At 63.6% G+C, this 16,470-nt stretch carries 16 protein-coding genes; 2 read left to right on the top strand and 14 right to left on the bottom strand.

Features of this window, described 5'->3' with window-relative positions; genetic code table 11:
- Positions 1-42: 42 nt before the first annotated feature.
- Positions 43-234 carry a hypothetical protein gene (locus tag AC3WT0_RS12370; protein ID WP_126001438.1) on the bottom strand — a complete coding sequence of 64 codons (192 nt, stop codon included), beginning with the start codon at positions 232-234 and terminating at the stop codon, positions 43-45.
- 317 nt (positions 235-551) lie between these two features.
- Between AC3WT0_RS12370 and AC3WT0_RS12365 the strand changes: the two genes are divergently transcribed.
- Positions 552-3,503, top strand: coding sequence for an SEC-C metal-binding domain-containing protein (locus tag AC3WT0_RS12365; RefSeq protein ID WP_126001437.1), 2,952 nt, complete (start codon positions 552-554; stop codon positions 3,501-3,503).
- Positions 3,493-4,218 (top strand): hypothetical protein, encoded by a 726-nt coding sequence (locus AC3WT0_RS12360; protein WP_206431146.1) that lies wholly within the window; start codon positions 3,493-3,495, stop codon positions 4,216-4,218. The genes AC3WT0_RS12365 and AC3WT0_RS12360 overlap by 11 nt, the downstream gene beginning before the upstream one ends.
- A gap of 634 nt (positions 4,219-4,852) precedes the next feature.
- On the opposite strand, the gene AC3WT0_RS12355 is transcribed toward AC3WT0_RS12360, so the two are convergent.
- The 13 genes from AC3WT0_RS12355 to AC3WT0_RS12295 form a co-directional block, all read right to left on the bottom strand.
- Positions 4,853-5,509 carry a 2-dehydro-3-deoxy-6-phosphogalactonate aldolase gene (locus AC3WT0_RS12355; RefSeq protein WP_126001435.1) on the bottom strand — a complete coding sequence of 219 codons (657 nt, stop codon included), beginning with the start codon at positions 5,507-5,509 and terminating at the stop codon, positions 4,853-4,855.
- A gap of 8 nt (positions 5,510-5,517) precedes the next feature.
- Positions 5,518-6,003 (bottom strand): peptide-methionine (S)-S-oxide reductase, encoded by a 486-nt coding sequence (locus AC3WT0_RS12350; protein WP_126001434.1) that lies wholly within the window; start codon positions 6,001-6,003, stop codon positions 5,518-5,520.
- Between the two features lie 6 nt (positions 6,004-6,009).
- Positions 6,010-6,870, bottom strand: a complete 861-nt coding sequence (locus AC3WT0_RS12345; RefSeq protein ID WP_126001433.1) for an alpha/beta fold hydrolase — start codon at positions 6,868-6,870, stop codon at positions 6,010-6,012.
- Positions 6,871-7,011: 141 nt separating this feature from the next.
- Positions 7,012-7,512, bottom strand: a complete 501-nt coding sequence (locus AC3WT0_RS12340) for a Dps family protein (protein WP_126001432.1) — start codon at positions 7,510-7,512, stop codon at positions 7,012-7,014.
- Positions 7,513-7,701: 189 nt separating this feature from the next.
- Positions 7,702-7,968 carry a hypothetical protein gene (locus tag AC3WT0_RS12335; protein WP_126001431.1) on the bottom strand — a complete coding sequence of 89 codons (267 nt, stop codon included), beginning with the start codon at positions 7,966-7,968 and terminating at the stop codon, positions 7,702-7,704.
- Between the two features lie 141 nt (positions 7,969-8,109).
- Positions 8,110-8,865, bottom strand: coding sequence for an SDR family NAD(P)-dependent oxidoreductase (locus tag AC3WT0_RS12330; RefSeq protein WP_126001430.1), 756 nt, complete (start codon positions 8,863-8,865; stop codon positions 8,110-8,112).
- A 90-nt stretch (positions 8,866-8,955) separates the two neighbouring features.
- Positions 8,956-10,701, bottom strand: coding sequence for an arginine--tRNA ligase (argS, locus tag AC3WT0_RS12325; protein WP_126001429.1), 1,746 nt, complete (start codon positions 10,699-10,701; stop codon positions 8,956-8,958).
- 27 nt (positions 10,702-10,728) lie between these two features.
- A complete protein-coding gene (locus AC3WT0_RS12320; protein ID WP_126001428.1) occupies positions 10,729-11,010 on the bottom strand; it encodes a DUF427 domain-containing protein in 282 nt (93 codons plus the stop codon).
- A 50-nt stretch (positions 11,011-11,060) separates the two neighbouring features.
- Positions 11,061-11,333, bottom strand: a complete 273-nt coding sequence (grxC, locus tag AC3WT0_RS12315) for a glutaredoxin 3 (protein WP_126001427.1) — start codon at positions 11,331-11,333, stop codon at positions 11,061-11,063.
- Between the two features lie 59 nt (positions 11,334-11,392).
- A complete protein-coding gene (locus tag AC3WT0_RS12310; RefSeq protein ID WP_126001426.1) occupies positions 11,393-13,126 on the bottom strand; it encodes a cytochrome c biogenesis protein DipZ in 1,734 nt (577 codons plus the stop codon).
- Between the two features lie 118 nt (positions 13,127-13,244).
- Positions 13,245-13,601, bottom strand: a complete 357-nt coding sequence (locus AC3WT0_RS12305; RefSeq protein WP_277600213.1) for a response regulator — start codon at positions 13,599-13,601, stop codon at positions 13,245-13,247.
- Positions 13,602-13,620: 19 nt separating this feature from the next.
- Positions 13,621-15,225, bottom strand: a complete 1,605-nt coding sequence (locus AC3WT0_RS12300) for a sensor histidine kinase (protein WP_164521753.1) — start codon at positions 15,223-15,225, stop codon at positions 13,621-13,623.
- A gap of 174 nt (positions 15,226-15,399) precedes the next feature.
- Complete coding sequence (locus AC3WT0_RS12295) at positions 15,400-16,470, bottom strand: NADP-dependent oxidoreductase (RefSeq protein ID WP_126001423.1); 1,071 nt, start codon at positions 16,468-16,470, stop codon at positions 15,400-15,402.

The following is a 16,470-nucleotide window of genomic DNA, read 5'->3' as shown; positions in this document are numbered from 1 at the left end:
TCCTCAGCGAGGATGCGACCGGCCGACAAGGCTGACGTCGGATCACTTCTGCCGCTTCTTTTTCGAGAGCGCGTAGCCCTCCTTGAGAAGGTCGGTCATGCTTAGCCCTTGCGATGCGGCAAAGCCTTTGAACTCGCGCTTGAATTCCTCGGTGACCTTGAAGTTAAGCGTCTTTCCCTTGTCGCTGTCGGACACGGATTCCTGCTCGGTTGCATCGGTCTGCCGGCTAGCCATGTCGAGGATCCTCAAACAGCGACCGCCCCAAGGTCGCAAAGTCAAGAAAGACATACAGATTTCCGACTCTCTGGCAAGACCGAAAGCCAGAGGGTCAGAATATTGGAAAGCCAGAAATAATGAAATCTGAGTCATGCTCGCTTCCGTTGCAGCGAAGGGCAGAGCTTAGCATCGGAACATATAGAGACCATGAACAATTGACGCTAGCTTGCGTCATCGCGCGTGCATCCCACGCCGCGGCGCAGCGGAGATAGAGCCACGGTGCCCGCGCGAAGCGGTCAGCCGCCAACCTCGTCGGCCGCACCACGCCCGAAATCATGATCTGGATCATCATCTCCTTGAGAGGCTCGCCAGGATGGATATCAGAGGAGATCGATCCAGGGGGCTGGACAGCAGATTCGGGGGAGCAGTGGCCAATGGAGGAGGAAGAGGCCAAGGTCATCGACGCGCGGCAGCTGGTTCGCATCGAGGCTGTACATCGCGGTTTCCTGTATCAGCACATCTATGCGTCGATATGCCTGCTGATGGCAGGCAGCGCTGGGGTCGAGCGGATCATCGTCGAGCACGACGAGGACGTGGAGATCGTCCTGCCCGATCGGCATGTCTATGTTCAGATCAAGACGCGCCAGGGTGATCTGGCGAGCGGAGACATCAGCGGGGCGCTCGACCGGTTCGACGAGATCCGCAAGGCGCACGCAGATGGCAACCGAGCCGGGGAAGCCTCCTTCGTCATTGCGTCGAACGCGGCGCCCAATGGGCCGCTGAAGGAGAAGCTGGCGGCTGCCGATTGGCCGAAGGATGTGGCCTTGCACTGGCCAGAGGGTCCGAAGCCCGAGGATGCTTGCCTCCCGGTGCCGCCAGCAAGCGTCCCTGACGCAATCGAGGCCTCCTCGGCCTTTGCAGCGGACCTCCCGCTTGGATTGCTGCGTCCGGACACCTTGACCTGGAAACTCGCGAGCATGGTCATGTTTGCGTCCGCAGGCGCACCGCCGCGAACGGATCACAGCTTCGCGCGGGAGGAACTACCCGACCTGTTCGAGCAGCTCGCCGTCCAGATGCAGGAGCTTCCCACCCCGCCGGCGCCTTATCGGGCACAGATCAACGAGCCTGCGCTGCTGGGCGATGAGAAGGTCCGGATCGTCTCGGGTCTGTCCGGTGCGGGCAAGACCGCCTGGGTCGCCGAGGCGGTTGTCCACGCGCCGCTGCCGGTCACCTATCTCGACGTGGTGGACATGCCCGGTGCGGCGCTGGCGACGGCGGTCGCGCGCGAGGTCGCGGGCAAGATGTTCGGGCGGTCGAGCGGGAAGCTTGGCGAGATATTCCTGCCCGGCGCCATCGGCCTCGACATGCTGGGGGCGCTCAGCGTCAAGCTCGGCGAAGAGGCGATTGCGGCGCATTTGGTGATCGACAATGCGCACCGCGTCCCGCCAAGCGATCTTGAGGCAATTGCAGCGCGCGCACCCAATCTGCGCATCCTGCTGCTGTGCCAGCCGGGCGCGGCGGTGACCGAATTGGAGGCAAAGCTAGGCATCAAGGCGGAAACGCTGAACGGCTGGGATGAGGACACGATTGCGGCGGCGGCGCATGATGCCGGATGCCAGGCCGACTTCGCCGATTGCGAGCGGCTGTCACGGCTGACGGGTGGCTTGCCATTCTATGTCATCAACGCGGCGGTCGTGGCGGCGCGCGAATATGGCGGGGCCATCCGAGATTTCTGTGCCGATGTCGAAGCGCAATCCCATATCGTCGAGACCGCGCAGGAGATCATTCTCAAGCGCGCATTCGAGTCCCTTTCGACGGAGGATCGCGAGACCATTGCAGTGCTGAGCGTGGCAGATGTGGCGCTGTCGCGGGACGAGGCGATGAACCTGCTGATGGGTGCCGCCGGCCTCGAGAAGAAAGCGGCCGCACTCAGGCTCAAGGCGCTTCCCGCGACGGGCGCGATGGAGATGTTCGGCAATAGCGGCTTGAAGATCCACGACGCAATCCGCGTCCTTGCGACGGCGGACCTCGGTGCCCGCGGCAAGGAGGTGGAGGAAAAGGCCAAGAGCGCGCTTCTCCAGGTGATGATCACGTCGATCCGCGAGGATTGGTCCATCGCGAAGCTTGGTCTCCTGATCAGGCTGTTCGGACAGGTGGGTGATGCCCGGATCCTCGTGGAGTTCGCGACCGACGAGCTGTTTCACGAGATGGGCGTTTGGCCGGAGATCGAGCCCTATCTGCTGGCGATCGCGGCCAATGAGGAGGCCGACCCCGAAACGCGGCTATGGGCGCTCGACGGCCTTGCCTTCAACGATCTGCGTGATGGGGAAGCCGAGCCTGCGCTCGAACGAACCAATGCGATGCGCGCGCTACTCGAGGCCCATGACCTGGGCGACGATGAATGGCTCGCCTGTGGCATGAAGCGCATGCTCGCGTGCGCGAGACTAGGCGATGCGGATGGCGTCAAATCTACGTCCGACGAGGTGGAGAAACGCCTCCCGGACAAATCCGAACATCGCCGCATCTTCCGCTACAATCGCGCCTGGGCGCTGTTCAAGCTTGGTCAGCGGGAGGCCGCAGCCGAAGAGGCAAATGCCCTCGTCGGCGAATATTATGATGCACTCGGGCTTAAGCCGGCAGACGTGTTCGGGCGTAATGCGCCCGAGCTTCGACCGCTGCTCCCGGCGGGCAAGGACGTCACCGACACGGTCAAGCATCTGGCCGACTCTCTCGATCTTCTGGCGCAGTCGATGGGTCAGTTCAGCCCGCGATCGGCGCTGACGCGTATCCATGCGATGAAGTTCTACGAGCTGGCGCAGGCCTATAATTCGCTGGTGCGCGTCGGGCAGGACCTGGTCGACGAGTTCGTCGATGCGCATGATTTCATCGGTGCGCGGGAGGTGCTCGAGAAGAACGTCTTTCCGTTCGTCCAGGCGATCGGGCTCGTCTCCTGGGTCCTGCCGGTCCGGACGCTCTATGCCGTGGTGCTGGCCTATTGCGGTGACCACGACGCTGCTGCAGCCGAGGTCGCGCGGCTGGGCCCGTATGAAGAGGCAATGGTGCCGGGACATCGGGAAGCGTTTCAAAACCAGAAAAGGCTGATCGAGGACCTGCGCCGTCGTGGCGGACCGCCCCAGCGCCGTGTGGAAATCCCGGCGCCGCTCCAAGCCCTGTTCGACCAGCGACGTGGCGCCCCGCGCGCTGTCGAGCCGCGCCGGAAGGTCGGCCGCAATGAGCGCTGCCCCTGCGGGTCCGGCAAGAAATACAAGCAGTGCCATGGTCGCTGATCGGAAACGCCCCGGCAGCGACGCGATGGATCAGCATGACTTCATCGCCAGCATCTTCGAGGCCGCTGGCGGGGAGCCGGTCGATGCGCTTGTGCCGGCGGGCTACACGGGTAAGCGCGCGGATATCCTGTTCCGGAGCGACGGCATCATCGCCGAGATCAAGTCGCTGACCAGCGATCGGCGAAATGATCCCAAGGTCGGCGAGAAACTGGGCGAAATGCTCGCGCGCGATCCAGCAGGCCCGGTGATTTTCGGTGAGGTCACCATCGGCCTTCATGACCTGCCCGGTCATTTGGCGGAGAGCGCGCTCCGCGAGGTGGGCGACCGGGTCCGAAAGGAGGTGTCGTCGGCCGGAAAGCAAATCGAGGCGACCCGGACGATCCTCGACATGCCTGAGGCCTATGGTTTGCTCGTGTTCGTCAGCCCTCCGGACAGGATCGGGCATCAGTCGATCGCGTGGTTGGTCAACGATATCGTCCGCCAGTCCGCGGATCGGTGCAAGCTCGATGGATTGCTCGTCATGGAGACCGCGCTCGGCCTCGGTGATCCGGAGGGGATCAACGCCAACAGCTTCTCATCGGTCTGGTCGATATCGGGCCGTCCCCTGCACGAAGATTTCGGTAACTACCTGGGCAAGGCCTGGGAGCAAATGACCAGTCAGCCGGCACGAACCGCGGAGGTCGGGACTTTCACCCGACTGGGGTCCGCAGAATAAGGATCAGGACTGACGGGCGGAAATGCGTTCCGATCCACAATTTGATGATCCGGACGCAGCGGGTCAGAGGGAACATCGATATCAGGGAAAGCTGGAGACGTGGCGGGCGTCTAGCTGTCATACTGGCCGCTGTCCCACGGCGCGAAGAACGCCACATAGCTGCCGGGTTGTGCCTCGACGGCCCAGGGAGCGTCTTCGTTCTCCGGCGTGCGGGCACCTCAATCAGGTCGTCCGGGAAGCCGCGATCGCGAAAAGCGAGCACATCCTCATCCCTGTCGTCTTGGCCGAGGTCCGCTTCTAGGATCGGCGAACTAATTGAAGAATGGCCAATATCTGGGCGCCTCGCTGGGAGTCCGCTTCGGAGCATTCCATCGGCAGCTCTTGGTAAGAGCAGATGTTCCCGGTGATCGATCTGAACGACCGACTCTGGTCGTGACCTGCGGTCTGATTTAATATCAACTAGGCCAGTGTTTGCAGCCAAGACCGATCTGCTCGAAATGCTGTAACTTCCGCCCGTCCACTGTTCCATCAGCTAGCACGTTATGCGCATGGGCATTCTACTGTTCTTGCACTGCATCACCGCCGAACATTCGAGTCGGGCCCACGCAATGCCATATCCCACGAGCAATCCTGCCTATCCATTTGGCGTAAGTGCACTGAGAGCAGCCACAAACGCCTCACCTCGTGCCCGTACCTCGAGATGCGTCATGCCAGCCGAGTAGAGCGCTGATCCTAACCCAAAGCCGGCAGCGCCTGCCGATCGCCAGCGCCCCATCGTTTCTGGAAGGATACCGCCGGTCGGGAGTATGCGAGTTCGTTGCGGCAGGACCGCCAGCGAAGCCTTTACGAACACCGGGGTGAAACCCTCGGCCGGAAACAGCTTAAGTGCCGCCGCACCTGCCGCTATCGCCGCGTATGCTTCTGTGGGTGTCGCGAAGCCCGGCAGCGCCGCCATGCCTCGCTCGGACGCGGCGGCGACGATGCGAACATCCGTGTTTGGCGCGATGACCAGCGTACCGCCGGCATCCTCGACCCTTGGGACATCCTCGACGTGAACGACGGTCCCTGCCCCCACGATCGCGCGTCCCGCAAGGTGCTTTGCCAGAAGCTCGATACTGAGCAGCGGCTCCGGCGAGTTCAGCGGTATCTCGATTAGGCCGATGCCCACTTCTACGAGCGCTTCGCCGATCGCCTCTACTTCCACAGGACGGACGCCGCGCAGGATCGCTATGAGCGGGCAGCGTTCGAAAGCGTCGTTGAACGAACCGATATGCGAAGGCTGATGCGTCATGGGACTGCTCATTTCGAGGGCAGCGCGATATCTGCGTACTCTCGGCGGATGAAATCGAGCTTCGGATCGATGTACCGACGGCAGAACGGCCGGCTAGGGTCGGTGCGATAGTAGTTCTGGTAGCGCTCGTCCGACGGTAAGAAGCCGATGAAGGGGATTACCTGCGTGTGAATTTCCTTCGCAGCTTCTTCCGCGAACCGGCGCACTGCCCGCTCAGCTTCCGCAAGTTGGTTAGGTTCGAAGGTGTAGACCGCGCTGCGGTACTTCCCGCGGGGTGAACGTGCTCTGCCTGAAGAGTGTGTTCTAAGATGCACTTCGGCCAGCGTCTCCAGGCTGATAACGGACGGGTCAAACGTTACGATGACGCCTTCGGCCCAGGTGTCCGCGGGAGGCTCGGACTGCAGGAAGCCCTGGTCTACTTGGGTGACCCCTCTGAGCGCCTGAAAAACGCCTTCGGTGCACCAATGGCAGCCGCCGCCGAAGCCAATCTTCATCATTTTCTACCTCGGGTAAGCGGGTGCAGCGCCGCTCGTTCGATGGAGGGAGCGACCGGCGTTGATGAACGCCGCGATACGACGCCCAACTGCGTCCGCCGCCTCGACGTGAGGATAGTGGCCGGCGCCCTCTACCATCATCGCTTCTGCGTTGAGCTGCGCAGCGAGCATTTCAGCCTCGGCGCCGGGATCGGAGAAGTCCGGGTCGTTGGTGCCCATCACTACAAGCGCCGGAACGGCACTGTCGTCCAGGATGGCCGCAGTGTCCGCTTTTGACAGCGAGAGCATCTTGAGGAGCGCGTCCATTCGACCCGGCTCTTTCAGGTTGCGGGCGATTGCCCGCTTGACTTCGGTATGGTCGGGCGCTCGTAGCTTCGTAAAAAGGCTAGCCCAGTAAGTCGTCCAGAACCATATGCGCCATGGTCCGGCGAAGCCGATCGTAAGAGCGAGCTTCTGTACCGTGGAGAGTGGAAGATCGCGTACGATCGGCCCCAGCAAGACGACTCCGTTGACCAGGTTTGGCGCTTCCTTCGCCGCCCATAGCGCGGCCCCTGCGGCAAAAGAGTTGCCCAAGATGAATGCCGGCCCAGCATCTAGGTGTCGGATGATGGCCACCGCGTCACGGCCGACGGCGCGGGCTGAATAGTCATCCCATTGAGACGACGTTTCGCCAAAGCCGCGGACGTCCATCGTAACGACCCGCATCCCCGCCTGCTGCAGGATCGGCTTCAGGTGCCGATACTCTGATCGCAGATCGCCCATCCCGGGAATGCCGAGAACGATCGGACCTGCGCCTCCCGTGTCGTCGAACGCCACGGCACCGCCCTCATGTTGCACGAATTGCGTGCGCAATTGGCCAGCGTTCATATTGATCCCTCACAATATCAGATCGACAAGCCGCGCGGATCGGCCTTCGGCTAGCGTCATGGCGTTCGGCGCCCCGGCGGCTTGCTATTGTCTGGAAGGCGCGATCGGTTTGCCCGAGCAGCGATGTCTAGATTGCGGTGGTCAGCTGGGCCGGCTGGCTTCGAAGAGGAACCATGCGCGCCGTTCCGCTTCATCGGTCCATGTGTCGATGAGGCCAGAGGTGGCGTTATCCTTCGCGTCGTCCGCCACCTCCTTCGCGCGCCGGAACGCCTCCACCATGTGCAGATTATCGGCCCTCAGCTCGGCCAGCATGTCCTGCGGCGTCACGAACTCGGCATCGTTGTCCTTGATGGTCTGGTGGCGTGCGATGTCACCGATCGATGTGAGCGTACGATTGCCCGTCTTCCTGGCACGCTCGGCGATCGCATCAGTGACGGCGAGAATCTCGGCCGCCTGTTCGTCGAGTAGGAGATGATAGTCCCTGAAATAGGGACCAGAGACGTGCCAGTGAAAATTCTTGGTCTTCAGATAGACCGCGTAGCTGTTCGCGAGGATGATCTTGAGCGCATCGGCTACGGTCATCGTTGCGGACTCGTCGAGGTCAGTGGGAGTTGCAACTGGCGCAGGACTGGCGTTAATCATCGAGAAGCTCCCTGAATGGTGGCTTTCACAGGAGCCGGCATCGATTCCCCTTCGGCCGCTGAGGCCGACAGAATGAGTTTGCCTCAGATCGATGTCCAATAACCAGCGGCTATAGTTTCGATAGCCTTCGGCGACGAAGGCGAGAGCTGCACTTAAGTCGCAAGTCTTACACCGCGCGCGAGATGGAGTTTATTTCTCGGGCGTGAACCCAAGCACAAAGCTCACCACTTTCTCCGAGGACATCTCGCAAGGCCTGAGCAACGTCTTGCCGTTCGCCACTCGGTACAAATTGAAACTTACGATATCGGTGCCGGCGAGATCTCTCGCAAACAGGCTGTTCCGCCGGCCATCGTCAGACCGCTGCACCGTCACGCCGTAACGGCGGCCGTCGAAGGTCCCTTCACTATAGCCGCGCGGCAGACCTTCGAGCGCTGCTTCGAAGTCGGCGTTCTCCATTCAGGCAGCCGGTGCGCTATCAGGACGGGACGTGGTCGGCAGGCACCTTTGCGCGGCGCGCCAGCCGACCCGCCTGCCTGCTGCCCGGGGCGCCGCGATGCGGCGACCCGGCGAGGATGCGACAACAATCACGAGCGCGCCTTAGACCAGGACACCGCCGGAAACGTCGATGACGGCCCCGGCGGTGTAGTTGGCGGTAGGACCAACGAGATAGCTCACCGCGGACGCGACTTCCTCGATGGTCGCGATGCGACGTATCGGATGCAGGTCCAGGACGGCTTCAGGGAAGTTTTCCGCAGCACCTGCCGCCATATCGGTCGGCATGATGCCAGGCTGCACCACGTTCACGGTGATATTGCGCGGCCCAAGGTCGCGCTGCACGCCGCGGGCGTATCCGGCGATCGCTGCCTTCGTGCCTGCGTAATCGGCAACCCCCGGCACGATCGCGCGCGTACCTAGTCCGGACCCGATGAAGACGATCCGGCCGCCGTCCGAAATCTTCTGCGCTGCCGCCCGCGTCACCGCAACGGTCCCGAGCACGTTGACGATCCATTGCTTGTCGAAGGCCGGCCCATCAAGCGTGGGATCGTCGACCAGCTTGCCCTGAACCGCGATCGCTGCGTTGTTGATGAGGATGTCGAGCTTGCCGAGCTCCGAGACCACCTGCTCGACCATCGGCTGCGCAGCGGAGCTATCTGCCTGATCGCACTGAATGGCGATCGCGCGCACTCCTTTGGCTCTCACCTTCTCGACCACGGCTTCCGCCTTGGCGGCCGAGGCGGCATAGGTGATCGCGATATCAGCGCCCTGTTCGGCGAGCGTCTCGGCCAGCACGGCCCCGAGACCCCGAGAGCCGCCGGTGATCAGCGCGACCTTGCCTTGTAGAACCTTCGACATTTGAGCTTCTCCTGTTGAGGCTTGGATGTCCGCGCGCCGATCGAAAGCAGGGGCGCCGACAGGTGGGTAGTATGGGCGCGGCTCGAGAGCTTACGGCGCTCGAGGCATCTGCTGCATCGGTTCGACACCCATCAGCGCCATGCCGTTGCGGATGACCTGTCCAACGGCGTTCGCCAGCGAGAGCCGGGCGTGACTGAGCGGGGCGTCGTCTTCCAGGATGAAGCGGCGCTGCGGATCATCGATGCCGGCGTTCCACATGGCGTGGAATGCGCCCGCAAGTTGAAAAAGGAAGAAGGCGATCCGATGCGGTTCGCGCGCTGCTGCAGACGCCTCCACTATGCGCGGAAATTGTGCCGCATGTTTCACGAGAGCGAGGTCGCGGTCGTCCAGTCGGGTCAGGTCGGGTGTGCCCCCCTGCTCGATGCCGGCTTCGGCCGCGCGATTGGACAGCGAGTAGATACGCGCATGGGCATAATGCACGTAGAAGACCGGGTTGTCCCTGGACGCCTCGACAACCTTCGCGAAGTCGAAGTCCATCGGTGCTTCGGCTTTGCGGGTCAGCATGGTGAAGCGGACGACGTCCTTGCCGACTTCCCGAACCACATCGGAGAGCGTCACGAAGTTGCCGGCGCGCTTCGACATCTTCACCGGCTCGCCCGCGCGAAGCAGGCGAACGATCTGCACCAGCTTGACGTCGAAACGCTTGCGCCCTTCGGTGAGGGCATCGGTAGCCGCGACGATGCGCCTCACCGTGCCGGCGTGATCCGCGCCCCAGACGTCGATCATCTGATCGGCGTCGCGTGCCTTCTCGAAATGGTAGGCCAGGTCGACGCCGAAATAGGTCCAGCTTCCATCTGCCTTGCGGATCGGCCGGTCCTGATCATCGCCAAAGAGAGTTGAGCGGAACAGCGGCAGCTCGATCGGTTGCCAGTCCTCCGGTTCCGATCCCTTCGGACGGTCAAGCACACCATCATAGATGAGATCGCGCTCGCGCAGCCACGCCTCGGCGGCGGCGGGCCTGCCCGCTTCGAGAAGTTCGGCTTCCGATGCGAAGCGGTCATGACGAACGCCCAGCAGCGCGAGGTCCGCGCGGATCGTTTCCATCATCGCTGCGACGGCGCGCGAGCGGAAGATCGGAAGCCACGCGGCCTGCGGGGCATGTCGGTAACGGTCGCCGAAGTCCGCCGCCAAGGCCTGGCCGACGGGCTTGAGATAGTCGCCCGGATAGAGGCCTTCCGGAATATCGCCGACGCTGTCGCCCAGCGCCTCGAGGTAGCGGAGGTGGGCGGATCTGGCGAGGACGTCCACCTGTCCCCCGGCGTCGTTGACATAGTATTCGCGGATCACGCGGTGCCCGGTGAACGCCAGCAGGTTCGCCAGCGCGTCCCCCACGACCGCTCCGCGGCAATGCCCCATGTGCATTGGGCCGGTCGGATTGGCCGAGACATATTCGACGTTCACCGTCGTGCCGGCACCAGAGTCCGATTTGCCATATCGCTCGCCCGCATGTGCGATCGTCGCCAGCTCATTCCGCCACGCGCCGTCGGAAAGGCGCAGATTGATGAAGCCCGGCCCGGCGACGTCGACCCTTGTCACTTCGGCGAGCGCCGCCAACTGGTGAGCGAGTGCCTCGGCGAGCTGCCGCGGCGGGACTCCGGCAAGTCTCCCCATAACCATCGCAGCGTTGGTCGACAGGTCGCCGTGCGCAGCGTCATTCGGCGTCTCCACGGTCACGCCGCTCCGTGCTAGACCGGCCGGCAGGTCGCCAGACGCCTCCAGCGCATCGAGCGCCCGGTCGAGGTGAGCGGCGACGCGAGCATGAAGCGCTGCCGGCATCAGCGGCCGCGCCCGGCGAGGAGCTTGTTACGCAACCTCCACCCCTTTCCAGAATGCGAAATGATTCCTGATCGCTTCGGCATCCGCGGTCGGGTCGGGGTAGGTCCAGGCCGCATTCGGATTTCGCTCGCCGGCCACCCGAACATGGAAGTAGCGTGCCGAGCCCTTGATCGGACAGACGGACGAATGATCGCTCGCCTCGAGCCGGCTACGATCGACCGTCTCCGGCGGAAAATAGTGATTGCCGTCGACAATCACGGTCTTTTCGCTCACGGCGATAGTGGCGCCGTTCCAAACTGCCGAAACCATTTCCTATTCCCTCTTTCCATCGCTGGCTGGGCGCGCCTTAACCAGGCGCATCAGGTGGCAGACGCCTCACCCGCGAGAAGCTTGTCGAGGCCGCCTTTGGCATCGAGCTCCAGAAGGTCGTCAGACCCTCCGATGTGCGTGCCGTTGATGAAAATCTGTGGAACCGTGGCCCGTCCCGACGCTTCGACCATAGCCTGCCGCTGAGCAGGATCTTCCTCGATGTCGTGTTCGGTCCATTGCACGCCCTTCTGCGTGAGCAGCGCCCTCGCGCGGCGGCAAAAAGGACACCAGCTGGTCGTGTAGAGAGTAATTTCGGGCGTCATGGCTACTGTCTCCGGTCGTTCGCTGTTGAGGGTGATTGCGATGGCTCGGGCATTTCGTCTCAGCCGAAGGTAAAGGCGAAAGCCTGAGCGCCGGCGTCGAGGAACTCGATCGAGAAGGTGCGCTCCCGCACGGCACCCTGCTGCCGAACGAGCTGGTAGAGACGCTGCCCGTCGATCGTGCCGTTCCCAGCATCGTCGATGTCCGTGCCGTGATCGCCAGCGGGTGGCTTGCCGTCGATCGTGACGCGGAACCGAACCCGCTGGCCCGTGGCGGAAGGGCCGAGCACAAGGTGGAGGTCGCGGGCATGAAAGCGGTAGACGATGCGGGCGCCGGCGGATTGGGCCGAGGCATGTTCCGACCCTGCGATCCAGCGTCCGGACAGCGCCCAGGCATTCAGAGGCAGCCGAGGCGGCGCGACATAGTTATGCCCGGCTTCGCGCACGAGGCCCCCCGGTGACGTGAAACGCTCGCCACGCACATAGCCCAGGTAGGTCTCGGGGGAGCGTACGTCGTTCCAGCTCGCTGCCGCAGAGCTTCCCGCAGTGCGTACCGATACGGTCCGCATGTCGCCGACGGCTTGGCCATTCTCGGCAAGGAGCCGCTGGATAACCTTTTCAGATTCGGCGTAGTTGCCTTCGCCGAAATGATGGTATCGGATGCGGCCGCGGCCATCGATGAAATAGTGGGCCGGCCAGTAGCGGTTGTCGAAGGCGCGCCAGATCGCGTGATTGTTGTCGAGCGCGACGGGATAGGTGACGCTCAGGTCACGCACCGCCTTCGCGACGTTGCCGGGATCTTTCTCGAAGGCGAACTCGGGGGCGTGAACGCCGATCACGACGAGCCCGGCCGCCCGATACTTCTGATCCCAGGCTTTGACGTAGGGCAGCGTTCGCAGACAATTGATGCAGCTGTATGTCCAGAAATCGACCAGCACGACCTTGCCGCGCAACGCCTCGCGCGTGAGCGGTGGAGAGTTCAGCCAGCTCGTTGCACCGGTGAGCGGTGGCAACTCCCCTTCGATGCCGAGCGGGCCGTCTCCCAGAATGCTGGTTTGTGTCGAGCGATCATCCAGCCGGAACCTGTCCAGGAGTTTCTGTTCGACGGTCGACGTGCCGGCGAGCGAGAGCCTGGTCAGCAGGCCCGTGTCGAGCCCCAGCGCGATGGCGGCCACGGCGACGAGCACCAGCGCGCCGAGCGAGCGACGCAATCCGTCTCCGACACGGATCGATCGCTTCATCGCGGCGAACACGCGCCCGCCGACGAGTAGCGCCAGCGCGAGCGACGTTGCCGCGCCGGCGGCGTAGGCGAGCAGCAGCAGCGACGTGCCGACATTGGCGCCCTGCAGGGCGGCTCCGGTCAGGATCAATCCGAGGATCGGTCCCGCGCACGGCGCCCATAGAAGACCGGTGGCGAACCCAAGCAGCAGGGATGCCCAGAAGCTGCCGCCGGAGCGTTCCGGGCCGGTCGCCTCCGTGAGACGGGCGCCCAGCTTGACGAGCGGTCTGGTGGCCCGATCCGCGAGCGCGGGAAAAAGCAGCAGAAGGCCGAACAGCCCCAGTATCAGCAGCGCCACAGCCCTCCCGAGGCTGTTCGCCTGCACGGCCCAGCCGCCGCCGACCGCCGCCAGCGTCGCTACCCCGGCGAAGGTTACCGCCATACCCAGCAGAAGCGGCAGGCCACTGCGCATGAACGGCTGACCTGCTCGCGCGAACACGAAGGGCAGCACCGGCAGGATGCATGGGCTGATGATCGTCAGCACGCCGGCGAGGTAGGAGAGCATCAGCAGCAGCATCACGAGCACTCTTTCAGCGAGAAGAGGAGTAGCCGGGGTCTCCGGGCATCAGCGGCTCGTCCCGGCTGGGGGCTGGAGCTTGCGCCGGCATTGATCCGCGGCGTGCGGGCGCGAGGTATCATGCCGCCATCCGCCGGACTGTCTCCAGCACCCGGTCCTGACGATATGGCTTCGAGAAAAAGACCATGTCCTCGGGAAGGGCGGTCCCTTCCGGCCAGGGTCTCCCCGACGTGATGATGATCTGAATGGAGGGCCAGCGCTCGCGAATGCAGATCGCCAGCATGATGCCGTCGATCCCGCCGGGCATGTCTACATCGGTGAAGACGACTCGGACATCGAGCCGATCTTCCAGAGTGACGATCGCGTCCGTGGCATCGGCCGCTTGCAGCACCTCGAAGCCGGCCTCCTCGATCATGTCCGATGCGAAAAGCCGAACAAGTGGCTCGTCTTCCACGACGAGAACCACGGGCCTCATCATTATACGCATTCCTCCGTCAGCCCTTGGCCAGGTGGCGCATGGGGGCTTGCAAGTCGGCCGCGAATCCGCCCGGATCGTAGCGGAGATCCACTCCGCCGGTGCCGGCCAAGCCGATGCTGATGAGCTTCGAGCCGAAGCCGCGTCGCGTCGGTGGAGTGACTGGAGGTCCTCCCCGCTCGCGCCACTTGATCATGAGGCGATCGTCGCCATCGTCAGTCTCGATCTCCCAGGTCAGCGAGACTTCGCCGACGTCGCCCGTCAGAGACCCGTATTTGCAGGCGTTTGTCAGAAGCTCGTGCACGATCAGCGAGAAAGAGAGCGCCGCCCGTGCGCCCAACGCCACTGGTGGGCCGTCCATCTTCACGCGATCCATGAACCCGATCGCCTCGACCACGGTCGTCGCGATCGATTTGAGGTCGGCCTGCGCCCAGCTATTCTGAAGCAGTGCATCATGCGCGGCGCTCAGCGCCATCAGGCGGCGTTCGAACGCATAGACCGATTCACGATCGCTGGCCGATCGCAGTGTCTGGCTCGCGATCGCCTGAACCATGGTCAGCATGTTCTTCAGCCGGTGCGCGATCTCACCGTTCACGATGCGCTGCTGCTCATCCGATCGATGTCGCGCAACGCCGGCTTCGAGACGGTCGGTCGCGCTACGGACAAACGCGATCTCTTCTGCGAGCCAAGGCCTGGGCTGCGCCGAATGGACGAAGAACAAGGCGATCGTCCGGCCATGTTCCCTGACCGGCATATCGACGAGCGCGCGAACCCCGATGCGCATTGCGATCGAAAGGTTAGAGAATGCGCGTTCGTCGGTGAGAGCGTCAGCGACCACCAGCGGGTCGCCATAAATGAGCGGCTCCCGCAAACTCACATACTCGTCGAGGCGATGACGGCCGGCGATGCTGAGAATGCCGGGCGCAGTCCAGTCGGTCTTGATGTCGATCGTTTCGACTGCGTCGTCGACCGACCCCAGACCGGCGCGATCTGCGGTCAGCACGCGACCGACGATAGCGGCGGTAGCTGATGCCATCTGCCCGGCGTCTACGCTACCCCGAATGGCCTCGCCGATCTCGACCAAGGCGGCCTGCAACTCCGTCAGGCGATTGCTGACCCTTGCGGTCCGACGAAGCTCGAGGTTCTCGCTGGCGAGGCGAGCGAGCGCGCGCAGCATCGCCCTTTCCAACTCGCTCAACCCTTCCGGGCGTGGCTCGGTGTCGATGACGCAGAGCCGGCCGACAATGGCACCGGAACGCAGAACCAGCGGTGCGCCGGCGTAAGCGCGGAAGTGCCGGGCGCCGGTGACGAGCGGGTTGCAATTGGTGCGATGATCGGCGGTCAGATCCGTAATTTCGAGAATGTCTCCGCGATCGATCTCGATCCGGCACACGGAGTGCTCGATCTCCGTTTCCCGAACGTCCAGGCCGTACTTTGCCTTGAACCATTGTCGGTCGACGTCGAGGAGGGTGATCAGCGCGATCGGGACATCGCAGGCCTTTGCCGCGATGAAAACGAGGTCGTCGAAGGCTTGCTCATCTGGCGTGTCGAGAACCATCAGGTCCGCAAGCGCCTTGGCGCGATGGATCGCACCTACGTCCGCCGTGTCAGCATTCAGAGCCACTGATCGCCTCCCGTAGAGGGATCGCATGGTCGGGATTCATAATCGCGACAGGCTCCGGCGGATCTCTGCGGCGCGAGTGAGATAGCTTGCGCGTGCCCGCTCGGGCGGTTGCGCATCGAAACAGCCCCGAGCTGCCGACGGGCGCGAGCGAAAGGCGGGTCAGGCGGCCGCACATCAGTGTCCGACGGTGCGCGGCGGCCATGTCGTCGACGACACGGCAGATGCATCTTGAGGGCGCGGATCTGCGCCACCGACGGTGAGAACGATCTTCCCTTGAATGTGCCCGTCCGCAGCGCGCTCGTGCGCTGCCGCCGCCTGCGACAGCGGATAGGTGCTGTCGACGGCAACGCGGACAGCTCCGCTTTGAAGCAGCTGCCCGAGCTCTGCGAGTTGCGCGCCGTTCGATCTGACCTGCGTCGCCGAGACGGTTACACCGAGCCGAGCCGCCTCGTCCTGACTGGCGAAGCCCAGCGGGAAGATCGGAAAGAGCGCGCCGCCGCGTCGGATCGTGCGCAGGAAGCGGTCTACCGTCGGACCCCCGACAGCGTCGACCACAAGATCGACGTCGCGCACGACATCCTCTGCCGCAGTCTTCGTATAGTCGATGAAATCGTCGGCACCGAGGTCGTCCAGGAAATTCTCGTGCCGGCCGGATGCAACGGCGATGACGCGCGCGCCCTGTTGCTTCGCCAGCTGGACGGCGAGATGGCCCACCCCGCCAGCCGCGCCATTGACGAGAACCCATTTGCCGGCAAGCGGAACCGGTTGATGACGATCCGGCTGCAGCGGATTAGGCTCGTCGTGACCCAGGTCGATTAGGAATTGCCAAGCTGTGAGGCCCGACATCGGGACGGCCGCGGCATGCACGTGATCGATCGCCCGCGGCTTGATGGCGAGGTCTGATGCCGGCGCGGATACATATTCGGCATATCCCAGGCTGTCGCCGTAGCTCGGGAAACGGATCATGCCGAATGCTTCGTCGCCGGGCGCGAAACCCTGCACATCGTCGGCGACGGCAACGACGACACCGGACACGTCCGACCCGGGAATGACCGGGAACGCGACCTCCGGCCGCCATTCCGGCGGCAGGGCCTTGTACCCTTCCCGCAGATACCAGTCGGGGGGGTTGATGCCCGCGGCGAGCACGCGGACGAGCACTTCTCCCGGTTTGATGCCCGGCTTCGGAGCGTCTTCGTATCGAAGCACGTCTGGAGCGCCGAATTCATGGAATCGGATGGCTTTCAT

The sequence above is a fragment of the Sphingomonas sp. EU05-FHT14C10 genome (assembly GCF_058790595.1).
This window is presented reverse-complemented; position numbering and strand designations above follow the sequence as displayed.

Bases quoted from the DNA above. Each gene is read 5' to 3' on its own strand.
- AC3WT0_RS12370 (WP_126001438.1), bottom strand. From the start codon at position 234: ATGGCTAGCCGGCAGACCGATGCAACCGAGCAGGAATCCGTGTCCGAC.
- AC3WT0_RS12365 (WP_126001437.1), top strand. From the start codon at position 552: ATGATCTGGATCATCATCTCCTTGAGAGGCTCGCCAGGATGGATATCA.
- AC3WT0_RS12360 (WP_206431146.1), top strand. From the start codon at position 3,493: ATGGTCGCTGATCGGAAACGCCCCGGCAGCGACGCGATGGATCAGCAT.
- AC3WT0_RS12355 (WP_126001435.1), bottom strand. From the start codon at position 5,509: ATGACGCATCAGCCTTCGCATATCGGTTCGTTCAACGACGCTTTCGAA.
- AC3WT0_RS12350 (WP_126001434.1), bottom strand. From the start codon at position 6,003: ATGAAGATTGGCTTCGGCGGCGGCTGCCATTGGTGCACCGAAGGCGTT.
- AC3WT0_RS12345 (WP_126001433.1), bottom strand. From the start codon at position 6,870: ATGAACGCTGGCCAATTGCGCACGCAATTCGTGCAACATGAGGGCGGT.
- AC3WT0_RS12340 (WP_126001432.1), bottom strand. From the start codon at position 7,512: ATGATTAACGCCAGTCCTGCGCCAGTTGCAACTCCCACTGACCTCGAC.
- AC3WT0_RS12335 (WP_126001431.1), bottom strand. From the start codon at position 7,968: ATGGAGAACGCCGACTTCGAAGCAGCGCTCGAAGGTCTGCCGCGCGGC.
- AC3WT0_RS12330 (WP_126001430.1), bottom strand. From the start codon at position 8,865: ATGTCGAAGGTTCTACAAGGCAAGGTCGCGCTGATCACCGGCGGCTCT.
- argS (WP_126001429.1), bottom strand. From the start codon at position 10,701: ATGCCGGCAGCGCTTCATGCTCGCGTCGCCGCTCACCTCGACCGGGCG.
- AC3WT0_RS12320 (WP_126001428.1), bottom strand. From the start codon at position 11,010: ATGGTTTCGGCAGTTTGGAACGGCGCCACTATCGCCGTGAGCGAAAAG.
- grxC (WP_126001427.1), bottom strand. From the start codon at position 11,333: ATGACGCCCGAAATTACTCTCTACACGACCAGCTGGTGTCCTTTTTGC.
- AC3WT0_RS12310 (WP_126001426.1), bottom strand. From the start codon at position 13,126: ATGCTGCTGCTGATGCTCTCCTACCTCGCCGGCGTGCTGACGATCATC.
- AC3WT0_RS12305 (WP_277600213.1), bottom strand. From the start codon at position 13,601: ATGAGGCCCGTGGTTCTCGTCGTGGAAGACGAGCCACTTGTTCGGCTT.
- AC3WT0_RS12295 (WP_126001423.1), bottom strand. From the start codon at position 16,470: ATGAAAGCCATCCGATTCCATGAATTCGGCGCTCCAGACGTGCTTCGA.